At 41.0% G+C, this 3,682-nt stretch carries 6 protein-coding genes; 5 read left to right on the forward strand and 1 reads right to left on the reverse strand.

What is annotated here, in order from left to right; all coding sequences use genetic code 11:
* A partial coding sequence (locus IQ242_RS19295; RefSeq protein ID WP_255520685.1) for a thiamine pyrophosphate-binding protein occupies positions 1-457 on the reverse strand: 457 nt, incomplete at its 3' end.
* 280 nt (positions 458-737) lie between these two features.
* On the opposite strand from IQ242_RS19295, the gene IQ242_RS19300 reads away from it, so the two are divergent.
* The 5 genes from IQ242_RS19300 to IQ242_RS19320 all read left to right on the forward strand — a co-directional run.
* The gene (locus IQ242_RS19300) at positions 738-1,148 is read left to right on the forward strand and encodes a Mov34/MPN/PAD-1 family protein (protein WP_004162447.1); all 411 of its coding nucleotides are present in this window, start codon (positions 738-740) and stop codon (positions 1,146-1,148) included.
* A gap of 6 nt (positions 1,149-1,154) precedes the next feature.
* The gene (locus tag IQ242_RS19305) at positions 1,155-1,667 is read left to right on the forward strand and encodes a cobalamin biosynthesis protein (protein ID WP_193961076.1); all 513 of its coding nucleotides are present in this window, start codon (positions 1,155-1,157) and stop codon (positions 1,665-1,667) included.
* Positions 1,668-1,674: 7 nt separating this feature from the next.
* The gene (locus tag IQ242_RS19310; RefSeq protein WP_193961077.1) at positions 1,675-2,850 is read left to right on the forward strand and encodes a lipid-A-disaccharide synthase-related protein; all 1,176 of its coding nucleotides are present in this window, start codon (positions 1,675-1,677) and stop codon (positions 2,848-2,850) included.
* A gap of 138 nt (positions 2,851-2,988) precedes the next feature.
* A complete protein-coding gene (locus IQ242_RS19315) occupies positions 2,989-3,297 on the forward strand; it encodes a DUF4164 domain-containing protein (protein WP_072927289.1) in 309 nt (102 codons plus the stop codon).
* Positions 3,298-3,402: 105 nt separating this feature from the next.
* A partial coding sequence (locus tag IQ242_RS19320; RefSeq protein WP_193961078.1) for a DUF4164 family protein occupies positions 3,403-3,682 on the forward strand: 280 nt, incomplete at its 3' end.

The following is a 3,682-nucleotide window of genomic DNA, read 5'->3' on the forward strand; positions in this document are numbered from 1 at the left end:
GACGGAGATAGCGTAAACGCTCGATATTGGCACTAGGACAGCTAATTTCCGCTTGCCAGTTGGGATAATTACCGTAGAGTTTGACTTGATCGATAGTCTGACCGGCATGAGCATGACGCAATTCTGGGGGGCGATCGGCGGTTAGAATTAATAAAGGGACATGACTTTCTTTTGCTTCAATGACTGCGGGATAAAAATTAGCCGTGGCAGTGCCAGAAGTGCAGACTAAAACCACCGGTTGATACAATTGTTTGGCTAATCCCAGGGCAAAAAAGGCGGCCGAGCGCTCGTCTAAGATGGGAATAGCTTCAATCTGGGGATGTCTTGCCAAGGCTACCGTTAAAGGAGTCGATCGCGATCCGGGAGAAACCACCCCTATCTTCAATCCCAAACGGGCCAATGTTTCGACTAAAATAGAACCCCAAAGTGTATTAAGATTGCGAAAATCGATCGACATTTATCAGTTCAGTGGCAAAGGTTAGGGGACAATAAGATAAATTTAACATTGGCTGGAACCAGCCAAGAATAAGTTATTCCTAAGTCAGCGATGCAGAAGTTACTAAAAGAGAGCGAAGGCAATTAGTCCCTACAATAATATTATTGCGCCAATGGTAGGGGCGCATCGCGTACGGACAAAATGTCCTATAGATATTTCGACCAAATTGAGATGCACCCAGTTTTCAAGTTCCCTATAGCCAAAGCAAACTAACATCAATAGGTTTTGAAAATTTTCCCTTATGATCCTGATTACAGACCAAATTTCCCAGCGTATTTTCACCCACGCAGAATCCACCTATCCCGAAGAATGTTGTGGGTTACTCTTGGGAAAAATTACCGAAACAGCAGCCCAAGTGATCACCGTGCAAACCACAGAAAATAACTGGTCAGGTAATAGGAAAAACCGCTTTAGTATTGCGCCAGAAGTGCTTTTACAAGCTCAAAAATCGGCGCGGGAAAACCAGCTAGAAATTATCGGTATCTATCATTCCCATCCCGATCATGCCGCCATTCCCTCGGAAATTGATCGCCAATTAGCCTGGTCAGGATATACTTATTTAATTGTCTCCGTCGTTTCAGGACGAGCGATCGATTTACAAGCTTGGCAACTGGACGAAGGCGAACAATTTCAACCGGTAAAAATATTGTAGTCTTGTATGACTAGCGCTTCCCCTACTTTCCACTCACCCGCAATCGATTTAATCGGGATAGGTCCCCTGTGGACTGGTTTTAACCAACCTGGTTTTTACCCCGATCCTTCCGGGCCAAAAGTGCAGTACCATGGACGAGTATTATGGCTAGGAATAGGTTGCATCCGTGGGACGGAGAAAACGGTCATAGATAGGGCAATTAGGGATGTTTTTAAGCGTTATCACCTCTCTTTAGCCGCTATTGCCGGTATCGCCACCCTTGACATCAAAGCTAATGAACGGGGTTTAATTGCCTATTGTCAAGAGCAAGGATTGCCACTAAAAACCTTTACTGCTGAGGAGTTGAGAGATATTAATGTCCCCAATCCCTCGGCTATTGTCAACAAGAAAGAAGGAACCCCTAGCGTCGCTGAAGCTGCCGCTTTAAAAATGGGCGATACTTTGCTAGTAAGCAAGCAAATAGAAGCCAAATCGGTGACGGTGGCAGTTTCTTTGGCAGCCAGGAAATATAGAGGATAACAAATCGATGCTTAAACAGATTTTATTTCTTAGTAATGGTCATGGTGAGGATTTAAATGCTAGTTTAATTATGGGGGAATTACAAAAAATTCAGCCCCAATTATCTATAGCTGCTTTGCCTTTAGTGGGAGAGGGAAAAGCTTATCAAAAATTGTCAGTACCAATTATTGCCCCCACTGCCACTATGCCATCGGGGGGAATTATTTATACCAATCCTTTGAATTGGATTAAGGATATTGGTGCGGGATTAATCGGTCTAACTATTAAACAAATTCAGGCAGCTTTTAAAGTTAGCAAGGATTGTGATTTATTGATAGCAGTGGGGGATATCGTGCCGATTGCGATCGCTCGTTTAACCGGTCGTCCCTTTGTGGCTTTTATTGTTTCTACTTCCAGTTATTACGAAGGTACAATTAAATTACCTTTACTGACAGAATTATGTTTAAGATCAGACAAGTGTTTAAGGGTTTTCACTAGGGATAAATATACAGCAACAGACCTAGAAAATCGGGGTATTAAAAAAGCGATTTTTGCCGGTTATCCGATTATGGATGTCTTAACACCAACGGGTAAAGATTTAGAATTAGATAGTCAAATTCCCATGATTGCTTTATTACCGGGGAGTCGTTTACCCGAAGCTTTGAGTAATTTGGCTTTACAGTTACAAGTCTGTGAGGAAATAGTTAAAATTAAACCGATGCAGTTTCGGGCTGCTATCGTTCCTAGTATCAGAGAAACCGACTTAGAAAATTTAGCTAAACAAGAGGGATGGCATTATTTAGGAGCGGGAAAATTAGAGAAAAATGGGGCTTTATTGTGCTGTTATCGTGATGCTTTTGCCGATATTCTACACCATTGTGACGCTTGTTTAGCCATGGCGGGTACAGCAGTAGAACAAGCGGTGGGATTAGGAAAACCCGTCCTACAAATACCCGGATTTGGTCCCCAATTTACCTATCCTTTTGCTGAGGCACAGATGCGCTTATTAGGGGAATCGGTGATAACTATTGGACAGAAACCCACGGAGGTAAATTTATTTAAAAATGCCGCGGTTAAAATTATTGATATTTTGGCAGATTCTCGTTATTTACACAGATGTTTAGAAAATGGCAAAATTAGAGTGGGAGAGTCCGGAGGTAGCAGAAATATTGCCGAGGAAATTTATAGCATTTTTCAAAATTAATGGCAGAGATAGTTATACTAAATCCGTTGAGTATAGACTACATATCAGGAGAGGCAATAAATAATCAGTTTTTAATAACCAGATTTGGGATTAAGATAAAATTATTGTACTATCATTACTCCCAGGGATGTTACCAAAATGTCTAACGAAACCGTTACTTATAGTCTTGAATCCGTCCTCAAGGAAATCAAAGACAGCATCAAGGAAGTTAACCAAAAAATCGATACCTTGCAACAGGATATTAACCAGAAATTTGAGAAAATCGACGAACGGCTAACTAAGCTAGAGGTAGGACAGGCAAAACTAACTGAGAAAGTCGATGGGATGGATAGAAGACTAGAAAAGGTGGAAGGAACCCAAAAAAATCAAGTTTGGACGTTAATTATCCTTTTAGGAGGAGCCATCGGCACGGCAGCCTGGCGCTCTTTCTTTTCTGGTAATCCTTAGAAATATTACCATAATAATAAATGCTAGGTAATCAGTCTTTAATAACCAGATTTAGGATTAAAATAAAATTATTGTACTATCATTACTCCCAAGGATGTTACCAAAATGTCTAACGAAACCGTTACTTATAGTCTTGAATCCGTCCTCAAGGAAATTAAAGACAGCATCAAGGAAGTTAACCAAAAAATCGATATCTTGCAACAGGATGTTAACCAGAAATTTGATAGCCTACAGAAGGATTTTAACCAGAAATTTGACAAAATCGACGAACGGCTAACTAAGCTAGAGGTGGGACAAGCAAAACTAACTGAGAAAGTCGATGGGATGGATAGAAGACTAGAAAAGCTGGAAGGAACCCAAAAAAATCAAGTTTGGACGTTAATTA

The organism is Microcystis sp. LEGE 08355 (genome assembly GCF_015207185.1).
Lineage (GTDB): Bacteria > Cyanobacteriota > Cyanobacteriia > Cyanobacteriales > Microcystaceae > Microcystis > Microcystis panniformis.